The organism is Rhodococcus sp. IEGM 1302, from assembly GCF_030056935.1.
Classification (GTDB): domain Bacteria; phylum Actinomycetota; class Actinomycetes; order Mycobacteriales; family Mycobacteriaceae; genus Rhodococcus_F; species Rhodococcus_F qingshengii.
The window spans coordinates 85,296-102,153 of record NZ_JASHKY010000020.1; the positions used below are offsets into that span (position 1 = coordinate 85,296).

Genomic DNA, 16,858 nt, shown 5'->3' on the forward strand with positions numbered 1-16,858 from the left:
TCATGCTCGAGCTCGTCGACATCCGCGCCGGCTACGGACGCACCGAAGTGATCCACGGCGTATCCCTGCTGGTTCCCAGCGACGGAGTTGCGGCAGTCATGGGTCACAACGGTGCGGGTAAAACCACCTTGCTGCGCGCCGCCGTCGGTCTGATCAAACCTACACGGGGAAAGGTACTTCTGAACGGTGAGGACATCACCGGTCTACGGCCGAGCGCCCGCGTCGCTCGCGGACTTGCCTACGTACCCCAGGGTCAGCAGTCGTTCGGACAACTGACAACTGCCGAGAATCTTCGGGTGGTCGCCGACGGGCGCAAACGCGGAAAGGCACTCATCGCAGAGGCATTGGATCTGTTTCCCGCACTCACCACGCTCCTCGACCGTCGCGCGGGACTTCTCTCCGGTGGACAGCGACAACAGCTTGCCATCGCTCGCGCCCTGATCACCGAGCCCAAGATCCTCATTCTGGACGAGCCGACCGAGGGCATTCAACCCAACGTGGTCGCCGAAATCGAAAGGACCGTCATGGAACTCACCGAACGCGGCGATCTCGGTGTCCTCCTCGTAGAGCAGCACATCGGTTTCGCGCTCCAATCTGCTCAGCATTACAGCATTCTCGCGGCCGGACACGTGACCTCGACCGGTGAGGGCGGCACCACGTCCACCGAGGCGGTTCGTCGAGCGATGGCAATCTGACATGAGTGTGCGGCCGCCGCTGCGCGAACAGGTTTACCGGTCGATCCGAAACGATCTGATGTCGGGTCAGATCGCGCCATCCGAACGACTCGGCGAAGAACGGTTGGCTCATCTCTACGGTGTCTCGCGAACACCGGTGCGCGAAGCGCTCGCGAAGTTGGAATCCGACGGGCTGGTCGAGCGCGACGAACACGGCCTCTTTCCGTACCGACCGCACCTCGACGAGTTGGGTGGCCTCTACGAGCTGCGCATACTCCTCGAGGTACACGGACTTCGGCGGGTACTCGACGGTGAGGCCCCCGCTCATGATCGAGACGCGCTCGGTTCCGAACTCGACAAGTGGTACGCATTTCTCAAACAGATGCCGGTACCGGACGCCGGTTTCGTGACGCTCGACGAGGAGTTCCACATCGCGCTCCTCGCCTCGTCCGGAAACCATGCGTTGGTCGACGCCTTGCAGGCCGTCAACTCGAAGCTGCGCCCCGTGCGGATGTTCGACTACCTGACTCCCGACCGTATAAAGGCCACCGTGGAGGAACATATCGCCGTCGTCGAGCTGGTTCTGGACGGCAAGATTCCGCAAGCGCACGAGGCACTGGTGTCGCACATCGACATCTCTCGTGCGGTTGTCCTCGACCGCGCTCGGCAGGCCCTCTCGTTGGCCGCCATGGCCAACGCTGTGCGGAACTGATCAGCGTCGTGTCGCTGACTTCAGGGTGAAGACTTCGGTGACGTGGTCTCTCGTCAGGGGGACCAGCAGATACTCCCCCGGTACGGTTGGCTTCGGGCCGAGTACAGAACCGGGCACCGTACCCGTTGTGCCGTCCGAGCATTCGACTGCAACTTCGCTCGTGTAGTCCGCATCAGGAGCAACGTCGCAGGTGAGTCCGTCTTCCGTGGTGAAGGCGGAGATACTCGAATCGGCGGGGCCGTGGATCGCTGTCCCGATTGGATCCGCCGGAGCCGGTGTGCTCGTAGTTGGTGCGGCTGTCGTTGTCGGGGTTGCTGTCGATGTCGGGGTTGCTGTCGATGTCGGGGTTGCTGTCGGTGTCGGCACAGACGCGGTGGTCGTCATCCCTGCCGTGTTCTCAGCTGCCGTGTTCTCAGCTGCCGTGGTCTCAGCTGCCGTGGTCGAAGAAGTCGTCGATGACGGGGGTTCGCTCACCGAAGTAGACGTCGGGCTGACCGCACGCGCAGCAAATCCGGTTGGGAGGCTCAGCGGCGTGACCGGGTATGTCGCGCTGCCAATTCCGCATTGGGCCGTTACAAGATTGAATGTCACGTTTGTGGTGCCCAGTATCTGCGCCCCCAGAATCGCAAAAGCTGCCATCGAAAGACTCACGCTCAGCGTCGATTGCGCCGTTGTTGCCGTGGACGTTCGCGTGCTCACGAGCTTGATGTTCGTGTATTGAATCGTCGCCAAGCCAGCGGCGTTCACAGTGGCGTCCGCCCCTGTTACCGTCACCGATGCGTTCTCGGCAGGCTGTGGAATCGTGAGGACGCGAGATCCCACCGTCACCTGATTCGTGGGGCTACTCGCCGATACCGATGCCCTGTTCGAGGTATCGCACGCAGCCCCTGCCGTAATCGGCGATGCCACAGTGACTATCGGCGCACTGACCAGATCAACCCCCAGTAGAGACAGCAAGTTCACTGTCACGGTCATCGAGGTGAGTGTCGACGTCGCATCGGTATCCGAAACAATTGCCGACTGGCAGCGGCCGCTCGCTGGCTGCCCGACCGAGTAGGCAGCGCACGACGAGATCGATCCGGTCCGGGACAACGAGTTGACGCCCAGTAGCTTTGCAACCACCAGATTGGTTGTGTCCAGGTCCTTTCCAATCGTGTTCTGTTGTGAGACACCTTCGAACATCGAACTGCCGAAAAGATCTATCACGATTCCGCCACTGGACAACCCGAGCCCGCCGGCGCCTCTGCCGTACCCACTCGTCGTCCATGAACCGGTGGAAATCGGGCCGGTAACGTACTCGGAGTCTGTCCACGCCGCTTCTGTCTCTCCGAGGAGTGGGTGAGACGAGAAACCAGAGCCCAAAACAACCGCAACTGCCAATACGATGACTGAAAACAGGTGGCGACGCTTCATTGTCTACCGCCGTCTGGCGGTAGAAGAACCTGGATGGGTTCGGTTTTCGGGTCGGCCGAGTCGGCATCATCGTCGTCATCGGTATTGCGCGGCCAGAATACCGCGACCACCAAAGCGGCCATGGTCAGCGTGATCGCCCCCAGAACAAGAGGATTCGAGAAGTAGACGATCACCCGCGCCAATCCCGGAACGTGCCAGAGCACCTTTCGGACCGTGGTGACCTCGTATACCGCGGGATCAGCCGAAGCGTTGGCATCACCCTTGAGATCGAGAATCGTGATGCCGTTGTCCTGGGTACGAGCGGAGACGACCCGGTGGGTCACCGGCAGTTCGGACACTCCCCGATCGACGGTGACGACGTCGCCCACCTCGACGGAATCTGCCGTTACTTCCCGCACAACTGCCAGAGATCCGGTCGGAATGGTCGGCGACATCGATCCGGTCTTGAACAAGATCAGTGTGATGTCGAAAACGAAGGCACAGATCACCAAAGCGATACAAACAACCCCACCGGCAGCGAGAACCTGAAGGATGCAGTCCCCGATGATCGTGGGGATCGAACGCTTCTTCGTCCGGGCATGTGTTGCCCGGGCATGTGTTGGCATTGCAGCTCCTTCAGGGTGTTGCACTGAACTGCCAAGTGGGAGTTGCCGTTTTACCGGTCAGCGCCGAGTTGCTCCAATTAGCCGAGGTTGCGGGCAGCGAAATCTCGAAGCACAGCGCCACCGCGGCGCCCGGGGACGCTCCACCGGTGGGTAGCGCGATGGCCCCGACTGCGGAACCAGTTGAGAGCGACGGAAACACCGTCGCACTTCCCACCACGAATTGTGGTGTTCCCGTGGCGAAGGCTGACGCATCACAGGTCGTCGACTTGACCACCCGATACCGCAGCGCCGACGCCAGAGTGGAGTCGCCGGCAACCGTGGCCGCCTGCAGAGTGACGGATGCTGCCGGCGAGACCGGCACTGTTCGAAGAGATATCGGGCCGTACGAGAACGCACCGGGGCGAATCAGGAGCGCCGAGGGCGTGTACGTGAAAACGCCAGGGGCACTGGATGAATGCGACGACCATCCACCGCCGACGTTCGACTCGATTCCGAATGTTCCGGTGCGAAACGATGCATCGCCCATCGTGCTGTCCACCCAACTGGCGGCCACGGTGGTTGCACCGATACCCAGGACGAGTCCCGAGGCCGCCAGTGCGTACACCTGACGCATTCGCCGTGTGACCACGCAGGCGTCAGGGGGTGGACTGGCCGGTGAACTGCCAGAGCAAGCGCCCGGTGTTCTTGCCCGACACGATCGAAGGGTCGACTCCGGCAGGCAGCGTGACCGCGAAGCACAGTTCCACCGGCACGCCCGTGCCTAGCAAGGTGACATCCGAACCCGAACCTGCCGTCAAGGCCACCGGACTGGCTGTCGTGCCTACCCATGCTGTTCCTGCTCCAATTCCCGCTGCCGTGCAGGTCGTGGAGGGGACACCTCGATACACCGAGTACCGCAGGGCGGGTTTGAGGTCGGTATCACCGCCCGTTGCACCGAGTAGTTGTACCGTCGCGCCGGAAGTGCTGGCCGTGGGACCGATCCGAAGCGCTACCGGCGCGTATACCGTCGTTCCGGGTGAGAGTGCGTCGAATCCCGTGCTGAATTGGAAGTGGCCGGCGGAAGCGTCCACTTGATACTCACCCCAGGTCGTCAGTCCGTCGAAGCTGCCCTGGAGATTCCAACTTCCCGTCTTGAACTGCGCGTCGCCGAAAACGTTGTCTGTCCACGCCGCCAAGGTGACAGCGGCGCCGATACCGAGGACAAGTCCTCCGGCAAGTAATGCACGTACTTTGCGCTTGTTTACAGCCTTCCGATCAGTGGCCATGCTGGTCTCGATTCACTTGGAATGCGAAAGAACCTCCGATTCGGGAAATCTAGCCCCCAATTTCATCCGAAATATCCGAAATGACCGAAATCGAGACAAGAACTTCACGCCTTGTCCGCCTCGCCACCATCCGTGGGCGCTGACCAGGCGGAAATAGGAAAGCCGGCCAGATGGTTGCACCTTCCAACGACGTTTGCGTTCTATTCGCTGAGAAAGGCACCACATTCATGGCCGTCCCACTTTCCATCCTCGATCTCGCCCACATCGGCGACAACGAAACCGCCAAAAACAGCTTCGACGCCAGCGTGACCTTGGCGCAGCGTGCCGAGGAGTGGGGTTACAAGCGAATCTGGTATGCCGAGCACCACAACATGGGTTCCATCGCGTCTTCGGCCACCAGCGTTCTGATCAGCCACGTCGCCGCGCACACCAGCAAAATCCGCCTCGGCGCCGGTGGAATCATGCTGCCCAACCACGCGCCGCTGACGATCGCCGAGCAGTTCGGCACCCTCGAGACTCTGCACCCGGGTCGCATCGATCTCGGTCTCGGTCGCGCGCCCGGTAGTGATCAGAAGACCATGCAGGCTTTGCGACGCGACCCGAGTTCTTCGGACAGCTTCCCGCAGGACGTACTCGAGCTTCAGGGCTACCTCGGCGACACTTCGCGCGTCCCCGGAATCAATGCCGTTCCCGGTAAGGGCACTCACGTTCCGCTCTACATTCTCGGATCGTCACTGTTCGGAGCCAAGCTTGCCGCGATGCTCGGCCTGCCGTATGCATTTGCCTCGCACTTCGCCCCCAACGCCCTGCGCGACGCCGTCGCGATCTATCGACGCGAGTTCAAGCCGTCGGAGCAGTTGGCGGAGCCGTACGTCATCGCGGGCGTCAATGTCATCGCCGCCGACACCCATGAGCAGGCTCAGCAGGACTTCCTCGCGGCCAAGCGTTCGCGCGTCAGCCTTCTTCTCGGACGCGGACGCAAGTTCACGGACGACGAAGCGGACATGCTGCTCGACTCCCCCGCGGGTCAGCAGGTTCTGCAGATGACCAAGTACAGCGCCATCGGCACGCCCACGGAGGTCCGCGCCTACCTCGACGAGTTCACCGAGCATGCACAGGCCGACGAGCTGATCACGGTGTCGACCGGTACCAACCGCGAGGCCTGGTTACGCACGTTCGAACTCCTCGCCGACGTGAGCGATCTGGTACCCGCCTAAGCTGCCGGTATGGGCGATCCATCCCGTCGCGGGTTCATCTCGGTACTGGCAGTTCTACTTTCGACGGGTTGGGCCGCCAACCACTTTGCTTCGCTCATCCCGGTTCTCCGGGTGGACGAGGGCCTTTCGCATACCGTGCTCGACGGTGTTTTCGGTATCTACGCGCTCGGACTCCTACCCGGCCTGTTGACCGGTGGAGCACTGTCGGATCGCGTCGGCCGAGCTGTAGTCGTCCTGCCCGGAGCGCTCATAGCCTCGCTCGGAACCTTGATTCTTCTTCTCTGGCACGACGCGCCCGGGCTCATGGTCGGGCGCCTCGTTGTCGGTATCGGTGCCGGTCTGGCAATCGGCGCCGGCACCGCGTGGGCGGCTGACCTTCGCGGCAAGTCCGGAACCGTGCTGGCGGGCGTAGTACTCACCTCGGGTTTTGCACTGGGACCACTGTTTTCGGGTCTGTTGGCACAATTTGCCGCCTTCCCACTCGCTACGCCCTTTGTCGTCTCGGCCGTCTTGTCGGTGGGTTCGGTTACCGCGGCAGCTGTGTGGAGTCGTACACCTGTTCCCGTAGAAGCCGCGACCATCACACCCGTCCCAGACGGCGCGGAGCGCTCCGTCGCAAATGCGCCAGACGGCGCGGAGCGCTCCGTCGCAAATGCGCTGCTCTGGGCACTTCCGTTGGCGCCGTGGGTGTTCGCCAGCGCAACAGTCTCTTTCGTGACCATGACGGCCAGGCTCGGGGACCGCTACTCAGGTCCTCTCCTTCCGGGTTTCGCGGCGGCGCTGACTCTGGGTGCTGGAATCCTGGTTCAAACCGCTGCGCGCCATCGCAATTGGGGTCCTCAGGCCGGCACGGTCGGCGCCGCACTGGCGGCGCTCGGATACTGCCTGGTCGCCGTCGGCGGCGCGCACCCCGCGCTCGGGTTGTTCATCGTCTGCGCGCTCGTCCTCGGTACGGCCTACGGACTGTGTCTACGCGAGGGACTGCTCGACCTCGAGTCGCTGGCTCCCCCCGCCTCACGGGGCGCCCTGACCGGGATCTTCTACGTCGGCACCTATCTCGGATTCGGACTGCCGGTGCTACTGGTTGTCATCGAACCCACGATGGGTCCGTCGCTGCCGTTGGTGATCCTCGCCGCTGTTGCCGCCGTCGTTGCCGTGGTCCGATTCCGTCGATTGCGGTCGACCCAGGCTTCCTCGTCACATCCGCGTCTCGAAGCCGCATCGGTCTGAACACCCGTTCGGACGGAGTTGGCGGTACTTGCAGTCGCAGCTACCCGGCGGTGTTAGCGTCGGAGGACCAGAAGGTCACTGCGTAGGGACACAGCAATGGGCAAGAGCGAGGCGGGCAAGGCCGAATCGGCCAAGAGTAGTGCGGACGACCTGACGGGTCGGCGCATCCTGATCACCGGCGCTGCCCGCAATATCGGTTCTTCGCTGGCCAGACGCCTGTACGACCGTGGTGCGTCCGTGGGACTGCTCGGCCTCGAGCCTGAACTTCTCGAACAAGTCGCCACTTCCTGCGGCCGCGCGCCGTGGCAGTTGTGCGACGTCGCCGACCTCGAGCAGGTATCTCGCGGCGTCGACTACATCGCTGAGAAGCTGGGAGGCATCGACGTCGTCGTCGCCAATGCCGGGGTCGAGGCGAACTCGTCGATCCTCGGCGGCGACCCTGCGGACATGCGCCGCGCCGTCGAAGTCAATCTCATGGGCACGTACTACACCCTGCGCGCAGCCGGTCCGCACATCAGTCACGAAAACGGTTACGCCCTGGTGGTCGCCTCGGCTCACGGCGCCGCCAAGCATCCGTTTCGCGGACCGTTCGGTGCTTCGCGCGCCGGCGTCGAAGCCTTGGGTGACGCGTTGCGCTTGGAAATGAAACACCTCGGCACCAAGGTGGGCGTCGCGTATATCGGCGACATCGACACCGATACCACCGCACTGTCGTTCGACGGAGCACGCGGAACCCTCGCCAGCGTCGGCACCACGACCGTCGCTGACGCCGTCGACGCGTTCGAGCGCGGTATCGTCGGCCGGAAGTCACGCGTACACGCGCCCCGCCGCAGCGCCGCGGTTCGCCACATCGCGCAACGAGCTATCGACCTCCGTCCCTCTCACATCCGTGGAGTCGCATGAACCCCCGCATCCCGCCCGGCCGATTCAAGGACCTCGGTCCGATCAACTGGGGAATCTGGCGTGTCCTGTCGAAGGCTGCCGGAGCACCCGATGCGCATCTGTTCAGCACCTTGGGGCGCACGGGTGGACTCTTCCGCGGTTGGCTGCACTACTCCGGCTCACTCATGCCCGGCGGCAAGATCTCTCGCCACGACACCGAACTGATCATCCTGCGGGTCGCGCACCTGCGGGACTGCGGTTACGAGATGGATCACCACATCAGGCTCGGCCGCAAAGCCGGAATCGACGCAGAAGAACTGGCCCGAATCATCGAGGGCCCTGGCGCTTCCGAGTTGAGTCCGCGTCACCGTGCGATCTTGACTGCGGTCGACGAGTTGGTCACCACCAAGGACGTCACCGACGACACGTGGGGAACGCTCTCGCAGCATCTCGACGATCGTCGGTTGATCGAATTCACCTTGTTGGTCACTCAGTACGACGGCCTGGCCACCACGATCGGAACCTTGCGGGTTCAGCGCGACTTCTCCTGAAGTTCCGCGGCGGCCGTAACTCAGCTCTAACCCGAAGACATCTGGACGAAACACCTGATCAATAGCGTATACAGGTATGTCGACAGGGATGAATACGGCGCCGGAGCCACTGCGTGAGGTGGTCTACCGGGAACTACGCACCGAACTGGTCAACGGGACTATCGGGTTCGATCAGCGCCTGACGGAACCGAAACTCTCCACGCGTTTCGGCATTTCTCGCACACCAGTACGGGAAGCGTTGACGATGCTGTGCGCCGATGGACTCCTGCGCCGGGAAGAGTACGGGTTCTCCGCCGTGCGCCCGAGTATCCCGCGGATCCGAGATCTGTATGAACTCCGAATCACTCTGGAACTACAAGGAATTACCCGGGCGATCGCAGATCCGACGATCCGGCACGACCGAACAATCCTCGACGACGAATTGGTGCGGTGGCGTGCCCTGGCTCTCGATCCGCCCGCTCAGGAACCGGGGTTCGTCGAACTGGACGAGGAATTCCACGTCGCCGTACTGAGGGCGTCGGGAAACAATGAACTGGTCGCGTCGCTGCTGTCGGTGAATTCCCGTATCCGGCACGTTCGGATGTACGACTTCATGGTCAACGGCCGCATCGACACCTCGATCGCGGAGCACATTCGAATCCTCGAAGAACTACGTGCCGGCAATCTGCCCGAGGCCCGCACGCTTTTGCACCAGCACATCGGCGAGTCTCTCGACGTCGTCCTCGACCGGGTGACCCGCGCGATCACCGCGCTCTCACTCGCCAACATCACGGACTGATCGGAGCAGTACACACCATGACCATCGCAGCAGAAGTTTTCACCCCGACAGCCCGGGTCGAGCAGGCATTCCAGCGGATCGAGGAAGTAGATCGCCCCGAAGTCTGGATCACGTTGCGCCGCAAGGAAGATGTGCTTGCCGATGCCGCTTCGGTCGAAGCCAGAATCGCCGCGGGCGAGCATCTTCCTCTGGCTGGGCGTCTGGTCGCCGTCAAGGACAACGTCGACGTCGCCGGTCTGCCGACCACAGCGGCGTGCCCCGAATTCGCGTATTCGCCGGACGAAACCGCCAGTGCCGTTGCGCGGTTGATCGAGCACGGGGCTGTTGTTCTGGGGAAGACCAATCTGGACCAGTTCGCCACCGGACTGGTCGGAACGCGCAGTCCGTACGGAGCCGTTCGCTGCGCCTGGGACGAAGAGTTGATCTCGGGCGGTAGTAGCTCCGGATCCGCCGTCGCTGTCGCGCTGGGAATTGCAGACATCGGAATCGGCACCGACACTGCCGGTTCGGGCCGGGTGCCGGCAGCGTTCCACGGGATCTACGGACTCAAGCTCTCGCTCGGCGTCATCCCCGCCCACGGAGTAGTGCCCGCCTGCGTGGACTACGACGCTCTGACGGTATTTGCCGACGACCTCGAATCGGCAACCGCGGCAGCGGCAATCATGATCGGCCACGAACCTCGGGATCCCCGCAGCCGCGTCTGGCCTTCCGACGTTCGTCTCGCGGCGGCGCCGAATCCCCGCGTCGCGGTCCCCCGAATCGAGGATCTCGCTCAACTTAGCCCGTCGTATCTGGCAGCATTTCAGGACACTGTGACAGCTCTGGTAGCCGGCGGCGCCGAGACCGAGACCGTCGACATCTCCGGGCTGCTCGACGCGGCCCGATTGCTCTACGACGGCGCCGTGGTGGCGCAGCGGTACGCCGCTGCCGGCGAGTTCCTCGAAGCTCGTCCTGCCGGAGCAGATCCCGCGGTGTCCGACATCGTGCTCGGCGCGAAGCACCCCACCGGATACCAGCTAGTCGACGATCTCGACGCTCTCACCCACGCCAAGGCTGCCGCCCGGGAACTCCTCGCCGGGTTCGACGCCCTACTGCTTCCCACCACCACCGAACATCCGACCATCGCTGCCGTGACCGAGGATCCATTCGGAATCAACCGCCGGATGGGAACTTTCACCAACTTCTGCAACCTGCTCGACATGGCGGCCGTCGCGGCGCCCGGACACCGCACTGCCGAAGATCACCCGTTCGGCGTCATGTTCGTCGTACCCGCTTTCGACGACCAGATCGCCATCGACCTCGCTGCGCGACTCGGCGGTGTGCCTTCACCTACCCTCGTCGATACCGGAATCGACCTCGCAGTATTCGGCGCTCACCTGCGCGGGCAACCCCTCAACACACAGTTGGTCGACCTCGGCGCGCGGTACGTCGAAACCGTCACGACCTCGGATGCCTACCGGCTCTTCGCTCTCGACACGACGCCACCGAAGCCCGGCCTGGTACGCCGTGGACCCGGCCTCGGGGCACCGGTCGTCGGCGAGATCTTCCGGATCTCACCGGCCGGGCTGGGAACGTTCCTCGCCGCCTTGCCTGCACCGATGGCGCTCACGAGCGTCGAGTTATCCGACGGCAGAACGACAGTCGGTTTCAGCTGCACTCATGACGCCGTAAACGGCGCAGCTGACATCACCGACTACGGCGGTTGGGCCGCGTACCTCTCTCGCTGACAGTCACGGCTTGCAGATTCGAGTGACGGCCTCGCGCACCACTTCACGGCGGCGCGCGATCTCGTCGGCGTCGACGTTCTGGTTGTCGGCCACACCGGGGGCCACCACCCAGCCGAACACGAGGCCGAACAGCATCGTGATCAGGTCCTGGGGGTCCCAGTGCTTCGAGATGAGGCCGTCTTCTTGAGCCTTGCGGATCGTGGCCATTCGCGGAACCCAGCTGGAATGTTCCTCGGCCAGCTTCTTCATCCGTGGTGCCTCACCCTGCAATTGACCCCAGATCATCATCCGTTGAATCTGTGGTTTGCCGAGCATTGCGTCGAACAGTTCGACGGCATGCGCGGGCATGTCTTCACCGGTGAACTCGACGGATTCCATCGCCTGCTCGAAGTCGACGTCGAGCACCGCGTGGAACAACGCGACCTTGTCACCGAAATAGGCGTAGAGGCGCTCCTTACTGGCGTTTCCGTTCTTCGCAATCCGATCGATGCGCGCACCGGCAAGCCCGTAGGTGCCGAATTCTTCTTGCGCAGCGTCGAGGATTCGCTGTTTCGTCGCGGTCACGTCAGTGGGAGCCATAGTGATGATGGTAACCGAACGAACTATTTCGTTTGACTCACCCGAGAAGGCTGGAATACCTTTTTCCAATGACCACCACGTCCCACGTCGACGGCGGCACTCTGCCACCGATCCCGGCTGTCTCCGAGAATCCGAATCATCAACGTCGCTGGCTGGTGCTCTGCATCGTCGCGTTCGCTCAACTCATGGTGGTGCTCGACGGCACCATCGTTTCCATCGCCCTACCGGCAGCCCAAGAAGAACTGGGCATCAGCGACCTTGACCGCGCGTGGGTGGTCACGTCGTACGCCTTGGCGTTCGGTGCGCTGCTGCTCCTCGGCGGACGTATCGCCGACTACTGGGGCCGAAAGCGATCCTTCATCGTCGGCATGGCGGGCTTCGCGGTTGCCTCCGGCATCGGCGGCATCGCGCAGAGCGGTATCGAACTGTTCATCGCTCGCGCCGGCCAGGGCGTCTTCGCAGCATTGCTCGCGCCCGCTGCGCTGTCGATGCTCACCACCACCTTCATCGGAGAGAAGGAGCGCGCCAAGGCTTTTGCCGTCTACGGCGCGATCTCCGGCGGTGGCGCTGCCATCGGCCTGCTCCTCGGTGGAGTGCTGACGCAGTACGTCGACTGGCGCTGGTGCCTGCTCGTCAACATCCCGATCGCGCTGATCGCCATCGCTGCAGCTGTCCCGATCGTCAAGGAAACCAAAGCGCACGGCGACACGAGCTACGACCTTCCCGGCGCTGTCCTCATCGCCCTGGGGCTCGGCTCACTGGTCTACGGATTCACACGCGCCGAGCACGGCTGGGGTCAGGCGGACACTTTGCTGTTCATCGCACTGGGTCTGGTCTTCCTCGCGATCTTCGTGGTCGTCGAGAGCCGCAGCAAGAATCCGCTTCTACCGCTGAGCGTTCCGTGGCATCGCGATCGCGGCGCTGCTCTGATCGGCTCCATGCTGGTGGGCGCCGCCCTGCTCGGCGGCACGTTGTACCTGACGTTCTACCTGCAGATCGTGCTCGGATTCAGCCCGGTCATGGCCGGCGTCGGATCGCTGCCGATGGCGTTCTTCATCGTCTTGGCGTCGACCATCGCAGCGCAGTTGTCCACCAGGATCGGCCCCAAGCCGCTCATGGTCGCCGGCCCGCTGGTGGCAGCAGTAGGACTGCTCATGCTGACCCAGATCGAGGTACACAGCTCCTACTGGACGCACGTGTTCCCCGGCCTCGCCATCTTCGGCTTCGGACTCGGTCTGCTGATGGTGCCGATGCAGAACCTCGCACTGATCGGTGTCCCCGACCACGACGCCGGCGCTGCCAGTGCCCTGGTCAACGCCACCCTGCAGATCGGCGGCGCACTCGGAACCGCACTGTTCACCACGATCTACGCTTCGGCAAAGTCGGCCTTCACCGCCGACAACGCGGCGCCGATCCCGCCGGAAGGCATTCCTGTCGACATGTCGAACGCGACCATCCCGACTGGTGACCAATTGGCGCTACTCCCCCAGCCGGTGCAGGACTTCGTCGCCTCGATGACGGACTACTTCTTCGGCGCCGAGGTATCCGGATACTCGGCCGCATTCGGTTGGGCGGCAATCCTGTTGGCGATCATCGCACCGGTAGTGCTGGTTCTGGTCCGCGCCAAGAAGGGTGATCTGCCCGCCGAGGGTGCAGTCCACATGGGGTAGCCCCCTGTGCGCCTTTATTAACCGCCCGCGGTTAATAAAGGCGCACAGCAGGTCAGGCCTTCCTCAACACCTCAGTCACCGGAGTGCTGCTGCGGCCGATCAACTTCTGCAGGTCACCCGACTCGGTGTCCAATGCCCCCTTGGCAATTGCAGCATCGGAATCGGCGAGGATCTGCGCAACCGGTGCAGGCAGTCCGACGCTCTCGAGAATGCCTTCGTATGCCTGCTCGTCCACGAACTGGTACGCGACGGGCTTGCCGGCAAACTCGCTGATCTTCTCGGCCAATTCGGCATAGGTGAGCCTCTCGTCACCGCCCAACTCGTACACTGCACCTTCGTGACCATCGGTGGTCGCGACTACTGCTGCGGCGTCGGCGTAATCCGCACGCGCCGCAGCCGCGATCTTGCCTTCCGCTCCCGCACCGACCAGTGCGCCGCGTTCGATCACACCGGCAAGGTCGTTGGTGAAGTTCTCCCAGTACCAACCGTTGCGCAACAGCGCGAACGGAATACCGCTCCGAGTGAGCACGTCCTCGGTCGCCTTGTGCTCGGCAGCAAGCTTCATCGGCGTGTCCTGAGCATTCAAGATGCTCGTGTAGGCGATGAATCCGACGCCGGCAGCCTTCGCCGCGTCGATGATGTTGGTGTGTTGCGCGAGCCGTGACCCCACTTCACTTCCCGAGATCAGCACCAGCTTGTCGACGCCCGCCAATGCGGTTTCCAACGCCGAGGCATCGGCATAGTCCGCTTGACGTACAACTACTCCGCGGGCGGCGAGGCTTTCCGCCTTCTGTGGATTGCGGACCACTGCGACGATGTCGGACGCGGCGGTTCCCCGCTCGATCAACGACTCGACTACCAGTTGTCCGAGGTTTCCGGTTGCGCCGGTGACTGCAATGCTCATGCGAACTCCCGATCCAGGTTGAAGCGTAAATGCGTTCTCCAACCATCATGCACTTATTTTTCGTAAGTGCAACACGTCGAGTTAGCGCTATGGGATCGTGCAGTAGTAGCCTGGGTTCATGACCAGCACCGACTCACCTTCACGTGCTGCCCAGACCCCTGATCCGAATGCCGACGTCGTGGACCCAACGCTCGAGGCTGACGTCTTCGCTCGCGGGTGCAACTCTCGGGCGGCATTGCAGAATGCAACCGGACGCTGGGGCGCACTCGCGCTGGCGGCATTGAACGAGGGCCCGTACCGGTTCAGTGCACTGCGCCGACGCGTCGACGGAGTCAGCGAGCGCATGCTCTCACAGACCCTGCAAACACTCGAGCGGGATGGCCTCGTGCACCGTGAGGTACTCGAAACCATCCCGCCCAAAGTGGAATACAGCCTGACCGAACTCGGCGCCGACGTCGCCGCAAAGATCACGGCCCTGATCGAACTACTCGAATCGCAGGTGCCGAAAATCGTTGCGTCACAAGCGTCGTACGACGCCCGGAATCAGCTCAACTTGTCCGAGAGCTGAGCGATGAACTCGTCGAATGCGTAGGGAACGCTCAGCACCGTCGGAGCGGACGTAGCCATCGCGTAGTCCATTCCGACCAGACGAACCAGACGGCCGTTCGACACCGAGGTCATGTTCGCGAACGGACCGAAGGACATGAGCTTGTCCAGGTTGGTGCCGTCGGCGTCGACGAGAATGAAGACGTCGGCGTCGAGTGTGTCGATGGATTCCATGCCCACGGACACCGAACTGTCGCCGGAAGTGCACACTGCGTCGACACCGGGCGTGGTCTTCACCCCGAGCTGGCCGAGAAGACGGATCCGCGGGTCGGTGCCGCAGAAGACGATCAGGCCCTCGTCGGTGCGCATTGCATACGTTGCGGTTTTGCCCTGGAACTGTGGGTGATCAGCGGCCTGCTTCTCGAAGTACGCCCCGGTCTCGTCGATCAGCGTCTGAGCCTGCTCCGGCTGTCCGAGCGCTGCACCGATCATGCTCATCTGCTTGTCCCACGCCGTATCCCACGGCTGGTCGGGGAACGCGACGGTCGGCGCGATGTCACTGAGACGCTTGTACTCGCCCTCGTCGATGCCGGAGTAGACGGCGAGGATCACGTCGGGATCGAGCCCGAGGATCTGCTCGAACGGGATATCGGGATTGGTCGTCATGAGAACGGGCTTGGCACCGTTCAGACGCGAAGCGTCCCAGGGCAGGATGTTGTTCTCGATGCCGTCGCCGGAGAAGCTCTCCATGGCGACCGGAACCTTGTTCAGTGCGATCACCGCATCCTGGCCACTCCATCCGATGGTCACGATGCGCATAGGCTCCGCGTCGATCGTCGTCGAACCGTAGGCGTGGTCGACGGTCACGGGGAACGCCCCCGCCTCGGCGGCACCCGAAGCTTCGGCGTCCGATCCGGAGTCACCTGAGGTTCCACAGGCGGAGAGCGTCAGCGCGACGCAAGCCGCGAGCAGTACGGAACGAGTTTTCATGAGTGGTCCTTCGAAAGCCGAATGGTCGACTCGGGACGCTAATGCGTTGCGCGCCTACACCCCGACTCGAAGGCCTCAGATGGCGGTTTCGCAACACAACTCGACACAAAAGACGAAAAACCCCGTGTGCCTTTCCGGTAGTGCGAACTACCGAAAAGGCGCACGGGGCCGAAGGCCCTGCCGTCAGAAGTTGATCATGTGGCCTGCGAGGCCGTGGATCGCTTCCTGCAGTGCCTCACTGAGTGTGGGGTGGGTGTGGACGTTGCGTGCCAACTCGTTGACCGTGAGGTCCCACTTCTGGGCCAAGGTCAGCTCGGGCAGCAGTTCCGAAACGTCCGGTCCGATGAGGTGCCCGCCGAGCAGTTCGCCGTACTTCTTGTCGGCGATCAGCTTGACGAAACCGGTCGGGTCACCGAGACCGTGTGCCTTGCCGTTGGCAGCGAACGGGAAGTTCGCGACCTTGACGTCGTAGCCCTCGGCCTTGGCCTGCTCCTCGGTCAAACCGAACGAGGCGACCTGCGGCTGGCAGAACGTCGCACGCGGCATCATCCGGTAGTCACCGAGTGTCTGCGTCTCCGCGCCGCCGATGGTCTCGGCAGCGACGACAGCCTGAGCTTCTGCGACGTGCGCGAGCTGCAGTTTGGCGGTGACGTCACCGATGGCGAAGATGTGCGGGACGTTGGTGCGCATGTAGTCGTCGATCGCGATGGCGCCGCGATCGGTCAACGCGACACCGGTGTTCTCGAGACCGAAGCCCTCCACGCGCGGTGCGAAGCCGACGGACTGCAGAACCTTGTCGACGACCACGGTCTCGATCTCGCCGGACTTGTTGTCCTTGATCGAGACGGTGACCTTGCTGCCGTCGTCGCTGATGGACTGCACAGCGGCACCGGTCTTGATGGTGACGCCGAGCTTCTTGTACTGCTTGGCGATTTCCTTCGAGACGTCGGCGTCCTCGTTGGGCAGTGCCCGATCGAGGAACTCGACGATCGTGACGTCGACGCCGTAGTTCTTGAGGACGTAACCGAACTCCATGCCGATCGCGCCGGCACCGACGATCAGGATCGAACCCGGAAGGTCACGGGTGAGGATCTGCTCTTCGTAGGTCACGACGT

Annotated in this window: 18 protein-coding genes; 11 read left to right on the top strand and 7 right to left on the bottom strand. The window is 62.9% G+C overall.

From position 1 onward, the window contains the following. The first annotated feature begins 2 nt into the window (after positions 1 to 2). From urtE to QM609_RS22420, 3 genes are all read left to right on the top strand, one after another. Complete coding sequence (gene urtE / locus QM609_RS22410; RefSeq protein WP_003941544.1) at positions 3 to 695, top strand: urea ABC transporter ATP-binding subunit UrtE; 693 nt, start codon at positions 3 to 5, stop codon at positions 693 to 695. Position 696: 1 nt separating this feature from the next. After that, entirely contained in the window at positions 697 to 1,386 is a 690-nt protein-coding gene (locus tag QM609_RS22415; protein WP_076949136.1) for a GntR family transcriptional regulator, read from the top strand. 190 nt (positions 1,387 to 1,576) lie between these two features. Further along, on the top strand, positions 1,577 to 2,107 hold the full coding sequence (locus tag QM609_RS22420; protein ID WP_076949135.1) for a hypothetical protein: 531 nt from the start codon (positions 1,577 to 1,579) through the stop codon (positions 2,105 to 2,107). 688 nt (positions 2,108 to 2,795) lie between these two features. Here QM609_RS22420 and QM609_RS22425 read toward each other — a convergent pair. The 3 genes from QM609_RS22425 to QM609_RS22435 are packed head-to-tail and all read right to left on the bottom strand — an operon-like array spanning position 2,796 to position 4,669. Further along, complete coding sequence (locus QM609_RS22425; protein ID WP_076949134.1) at positions 2,796 to 3,404, bottom strand: signal peptidase I; 609 nt, start codon at positions 3,402 to 3,404, stop codon at positions 2,796 to 2,798. 10 nt (positions 3,405 to 3,414) lie between these two features. Beyond that, positions 3,415 to 4,032 carry a hypothetical protein gene (locus QM609_RS22430; protein ID WP_228232510.1) on the bottom strand — a complete coding sequence of 206 codons (618 nt, stop codon included), beginning with the start codon at positions 4,030 to 4,032 and terminating at the stop codon, positions 3,415 to 3,417. A 7-nt stretch (positions 4,033 to 4,039) separates the two neighbouring features. Continuing rightward, positions 4,040 to 4,669, bottom strand: a complete 630-nt coding sequence (locus tag QM609_RS22435; protein ID WP_007735401.1) for a SipW-dependent-type signal peptide-containing protein — start codon at positions 4,667 to 4,669, stop codon at positions 4,040 to 4,042. Between the two features lie 227 nt (positions 4,670 to 4,896). On the opposite strand from QM609_RS22435, the gene QM609_RS22440 reads away from it, so the two are divergent. The 6 genes from QM609_RS22440 to atzF all read left to right on the top strand — a co-directional run bounded on the left by QM609_RS22440 (position 4,897) and on the right by atzF (position 11,054). After that, entirely contained in the window at positions 4,897 to 5,886 is a 990-nt protein-coding gene (locus tag QM609_RS22440) for an LLM class flavin-dependent oxidoreductase (protein WP_076949133.1), read from the top strand. 9 nt (positions 5,887 to 5,895) lie between these two features. After that, the gene (locus QM609_RS22445) at positions 5,896 to 7,116 is read left to right on the top strand and encodes an MFS transporter (protein ID WP_065455940.1); all 1,221 of its coding nucleotides are present in this window, start codon (positions 5,896 to 5,898) and stop codon (positions 7,114 to 7,116) included. A gap of 96 nt (positions 7,117 to 7,212) precedes the next feature. Further along, positions 7,213 to 8,019, top strand: a complete 807-nt coding sequence (locus QM609_RS22450) for an SDR family NAD(P)-dependent oxidoreductase (RefSeq protein WP_058038498.1) — start codon at positions 7,213 to 7,215, stop codon at positions 8,017 to 8,019. Continuing rightward, on the top strand, positions 8,016 to 8,549 hold the full coding sequence (locus QM609_RS22455) for a carboxymuconolactone decarboxylase family protein (RefSeq protein WP_003941526.1): 534 nt from the start codon (positions 8,016 to 8,018) through the stop codon (positions 8,547 to 8,549). Before QM609_RS22450 ends, QM609_RS22455 begins: the two co-directional genes overlap by 4 nt. A 76-nt stretch (positions 8,550 to 8,625) precedes the next feature. Next, positions 8,626 to 9,327 carry a GntR family transcriptional regulator gene (locus QM609_RS22460; RefSeq protein WP_019744458.1) on the top strand — a complete coding sequence of 234 codons (702 nt, stop codon included), beginning with the start codon at positions 8,626 to 8,628 and terminating at the stop codon, positions 9,325 to 9,327. Positions 9,328 to 9,344: 17 nt separating this feature from the next. After that, entirely contained in the window at positions 9,345 to 11,054 is a 1,710-nt protein-coding gene (gene atzF / locus QM609_RS22465; RefSeq protein WP_076949132.1) for an allophanate hydrolase, read from the top strand. A gap of 3 nt (positions 11,055 to 11,057) precedes the next feature. On the opposite strand, the gene QM609_RS22470 is transcribed toward atzF, so the two are convergent. Further along, positions 11,058 to 11,633 carry a TetR family transcriptional regulator gene (locus QM609_RS22470; RefSeq protein ID WP_003941498.1) on the bottom strand — a complete coding sequence of 192 codons (576 nt, stop codon included), beginning with the start codon at positions 11,631 to 11,633 and terminating at the stop codon, positions 11,058 to 11,060. A 68-nt stretch (positions 11,634 to 11,701) separates the two neighbouring features. On the opposite strand from QM609_RS22470, the gene QM609_RS22475 reads away from it, so the two are divergent. After that, complete coding sequence (locus QM609_RS22475; protein ID WP_054186869.1) at positions 11,702 to 13,303, top strand: MFS transporter; 1,602 nt, start codon at positions 11,702 to 11,704, stop codon at positions 13,301 to 13,303. A gap of 52 nt (positions 13,304 to 13,355) precedes the next feature. Here QM609_RS22475 and QM609_RS22480 read toward each other — a convergent pair whose 3' ends face one another. After that, entirely contained in the window at positions 13,356 to 14,207 is an 852-nt protein-coding gene (locus QM609_RS22480) for an SDR family oxidoreductase (RefSeq protein ID WP_054186868.1), read from the bottom strand. Positions 14,208 to 14,325: 118 nt separating this feature from the next. Here QM609_RS22480 and QM609_RS22485 point away from each other — a divergent pair, with 118 nt between their 5' ends. Continuing rightward, positions 14,326 to 14,775, top strand: a complete 450-nt coding sequence (locus QM609_RS22485) for a winged helix-turn-helix transcriptional regulator (RefSeq protein WP_007735410.1) — start codon at positions 14,326 to 14,328, stop codon at positions 14,773 to 14,775. On the opposite strand, the gene QM609_RS22490 is transcribed toward QM609_RS22485, so the two are convergent. Together QM609_RS22490 and QM609_RS22495 are read right to left on the bottom strand one after the other, a co-directional pair. Then, positions 14,751 to 15,743 (bottom strand): iron-siderophore ABC transporter substrate-binding protein, encoded by a 993-nt coding sequence (locus QM609_RS22490; protein ID WP_007735411.1) that lies wholly within the window; start codon positions 15,741 to 15,743, stop codon positions 14,751 to 14,753. The genes QM609_RS22485 and QM609_RS22490 overlap by 25 nt on opposite strands. A gap of 183 nt (positions 15,744 to 15,926) precedes the next feature. Beyond that, positions 15,927 to 16,858, bottom strand: a 932-nt coding sequence (locus QM609_RS22495) for an FAD-dependent oxidoreductase (RefSeq protein WP_283337456.1), incomplete at its 5' end; no start/stop codon positions are given.